Source organism: Nocardia sp. NPDC060220, assembly GCF_042727815.1.
In the GTDB taxonomy this organism is placed as follows: Bacteria; Actinomycetota; Actinomycetes; order Mycobacteriales; family Mycobacteriaceae; genus Nocardia.
Genome location: NZ_JBHWZY010000735.1, coordinates 1 through 3,533, shown reverse-complemented (window position 1 = coordinate 3,533; position 3,533 = coordinate 1). Strand labels below are relative to the sequence as shown.

Genomic DNA, 3,533 nt, shown 5'->3' with positions numbered 1-3,533 from the left:
GCGGCGGCCACCTGCGCGCCCACCTCCTCCTGCACCTGCGTGAGGACCGCACGGAACAGGTCGGCCTTGCTGTCGAAGTGGTGGTACAGCGCGCCCTTGGTGACCCCGGCGGACGTCACGATCTCCGATAGCCCTACTGCGGCATAGCCTTTCGCGGCGAACAGCGCCCTGGTCTCGTGCAGCAGGATGCGCCGCGTCTCCTCGCGTTGCCGCGTCCGTGCCGTCGAGCTCATCGTGTGCCCTCCCGTTGACCTACCGATGGTATGTGAACTATCGTACGATACATACCGACGGTATGTGAAAGGTGATCCCATGAAACTCAGCAGCTACTACCCCGTTCTCGCCACCACCCGAATCGCGCAATCGCGCGACTTCTACACGGCCTGGTTCGGCTTCGAGATCGTCTTCGAGGCGGACTGGTACGTCAGCTTGCGGCGGCCGGGTGCCGACGACGAGCCGACCTACGAACTGGCTCTGCTCGACCCCACCCACCCCACGATCCCGGCAGGCTTCGGAAAACCCGTACAGGGAGTTGTCCTGAACTTCGAGGTCGACGATGTCGACGCCGAGTGGGACCGACTCGTGAAAACCGGCGGCCTGCGCGCCGAGCTCGACCTGCGCACCGAAGACTTCGGTCAGCGCCACTTCATCGTCGCCGACCCCGCCGGCGTCCTGATCGACGTGATCACCGAGGTCCCGCCGAGCCCCGAGTTCGCTGCCCGATTCACCTAGACCCCCAGTGCGGGCGCGATCGTTTATTCTTCCGGGGTGAAGGCACTTCGTCGGTTCACTGTCCGTGCCCATTTGCCGGAGCGGCTCGCCGCGCTGGGTGAGTTGTCGACCAACCTGCGGTGGTCGTGGCACGGCCCGACGCAGGATCTGTTCGCCGAGCTCGACCCCGAGTTGTGGCGAACCGTCGGTCAGGACCCGGTACGGATGCTGGGTGAGGTCCCTGCCGAGCGGCTCGACGAGCTCGCCGCCGACCCGGCCTACCGCGCGCGCGTCGACGCGGCCGCCGCGGGTCTGCGGGACTACCTGACACGGCCGCGCTGGTTCCAGGAGCAGACCGGCACCGACATCGCCGGGATCGCCTATTTCTCGATGGAGTTCGGTGTCACCGAGGTGCTGCCGAACTACTCCGGCGGCCTCGGCATCCTCGCCGGTGATCATCTCAAGGCCGCCTCGGACCTCGGGCTGCCGCTGATCGGCGTCGGGCTGCTGTACCGCTCGGGGTATTTCCGGCAATCGCTGTCGCCCGACGGCTGGCAGATGGAGCACTACCCGGCGCTCGATCCGCAGGGCCTGCCGCTGCGCCTGCTCACCAGCGACGGTTCGCCGGTGCTCATCCACGTCGGCATGTCCGAGGGGCGGGTACTGCGGGCACGGGTGTGGATCGCGCAGGTGGGGCGGATTCCGTTGCTGCTGCTCGATTCCGATATCGCCGAGAACGACCCCGAACTGCGGGCCGTCACCGACCGGCTCTACGGCGGCGACCAGGATCATCGCATCAAGCAGGAGATCCTGGCGGGTATCGGCGGCGTGCGCGCGGTGCGCGCCTACACCCGCGCCAACGGCCTGCCCGATCCCGATGTCTTCCACATGAACGAGGGCCACGCGGGTTTCCTCGGCGTCGAGCGCATGCGTGAATTCATCGCGGGTGGACTGGATTTCGAGACCGCGCTCGCCGCGGTGCGGGCGGGAACCGTTTTCACCACGCACACCCCGGTGCCCGCGGGCATCGACCGTTTCCCGATGCCGTTGGTGCGCAGGTACTTCGGCGGCTCGCACGGCGAATCCGAATCCGCGCTGCTGCCGGGGCTTTCCGTGGACCGGATCCTCGCGTTCGGGCGCGAGGGCGACCCCTCGGTGTTCAACATGGCGCACATGGGTCTGCGCATGGCCCAGCGCGCCAACGGGGTATCGAAACTGCACGGCGAGGTCAGCCGGGAGATGTTCGCGGCGCTGTGGCCCGGATTCGACGCGGCCGAGGTGCCGATCGGCTCGGTCACCAACGGCGTGCACGCCCCGACCTGGGCCGCGCGCGAATGGATCGACAAGGCGCGCGAACTCGTCGGGCCCGAACTGGTCGAGGAGGCGCGGGGCTGGGAGAAGCTCAGCGACGTCGACCTCGGTCAGCTGTGGTCGACGCGAAACACGTTGCGCGGCGTCCTGATCGACGAAGTGCGGCGCAGGCTGCGCGATTCCTGGCGACAGCGCGGCGCCGCCGACGCCGAACTCGGCTGGATCGACGACGTCTTCGATCCGAACGTGCTCACCATCGGTTTCGCCCGCCGCGTCCCCACCTACAAGCGGCTCACCCTCATGCTGCGCGACCCCGAACGCCTGCGCGCGCTGCTGCTCGACCCCGAACGGCCGGTGCAGCTGGTGGTGGCGGGCAAGAGCCACCCCGCCGACGACGGTGGCAAGGCCCTGATCCAGCAGGTGGTGCGGTTCGCCGACGATCCCGAGGTGCGTCATCGCATCGTCTTCCTGCCCGACTACGACATGTCGATGGCCCGCTATCTGTACTGGGGTTGCGATGTGTGGCTGAACAATCCGCTGCGCCCGCTCGAGGCGTGCGGTACCTCGGGGATGAAGTCCGCGCTCAACGGCGGCCTCAACCTGTCCATCCGCGACGGCTGGTGGGACGAGATGTTCGACGGCGAGAACGGCTGGGCCATCCCCACCGCCGACGGTGTCCGCGACGAATCGCGCCGCGACGATCTCGAGGCCTCGGCGCTCTACGAACTCGTCGAACGTACTGTGGCGCCGCGCTTCTACGACCGCGACGCCGGCGATGTGCCGGTCCGCTGGACCGAGATGGTGCGCCACACCCTGCAGACCACCAGCCCGAAGGTCCTGGCCTCGCGGATGGTGCGCGACTACGCCGAGCAGTACTACGGACCGGCGGCCGCCGCGTTCGGCCGGGCCGCCGCCGACAAGTTCGCGGGCGCCGCGGCGGTCGCCGAGTACCGCAGGCGCGTCGATGCCGCGTGGCCGTCGGTGCGGATCGCGCAGGTCGACAGCTCGGGCCTGCCCGACACCCCGGTGATCGGCGCGGAACTGTCACTGCACGCGCGCGTCGACCTCGGCGGGCTCGCGCCGTCGGATGTGGTGGTGCAGGCGATACTCGGCCGGGTCTCGCCGACCGACGACCTCTCCGACACGACCACGATCGAGATGCGCCACATCGGCGCCGACGAGGGCAGCGAGCTGTATTCGATCCAGGCTCCGGTCCCGCTGTCGGGTGCTGTCGGGTACACGGTCCGTGTGCTTCCCCACAACGCGCTGCTCGCGTCCGACGCCGAACTGGGCTTGGTGGCCGTCGCGGGCGCGTAACCGTACACGGTGACACAGGCGCCGGGTTATTCGATTCAGTGAACTTTCCGCTACCGTTCCTGGGTCGATCATTGAGGAGAGTCATGGCCAGCGACGTCCTAACCCGTGCCCGAGGGCGCATCGACGGATACTTCGGTATCTCGTCGAGTGGGTCCACTTTCAAGCGCGAGGCGATGGCGGGCACGATCACGTTC

At 68.2% G+C, this 3,533-nt stretch carries 3 protein-coding genes; 2 read left to right on the top strand and 1 reads right to left on the bottom strand.

Annotated elements, in window-relative coordinates; genetic code table 11:
* On the bottom strand, positions 1–233 hold a 233-nt coding region (locus ACFWF3_RS28670; RefSeq protein ID WP_379316619.1), incomplete at its 3' end, for a helix-turn-helix domain-containing protein.
* Positions 234–312: 79 nt separating this feature from the next.
* On the opposite strand from ACFWF3_RS28670, the gene ACFWF3_RS28665 reads away from it, so the two are divergent.
* Complete coding sequence (locus ACFWF3_RS28665; RefSeq protein WP_379316617.1) at positions 313–732, top strand: VOC family protein; 420 nt, start codon at positions 313–315, stop codon at positions 730–732.
* Positions 733–768: 36 nt separating this feature from the next.
* Positions 769–3,339, top strand: a complete 2,571-nt coding sequence (glgP, locus tag ACFWF3_RS28660; RefSeq protein WP_379316615.1) for an alpha-glucan family phosphorylase — start codon at positions 769–771, stop codon at positions 3,337–3,339.
* The last annotated feature ends 194 nt before the right edge of the window (positions 3,340–3,533 follow it).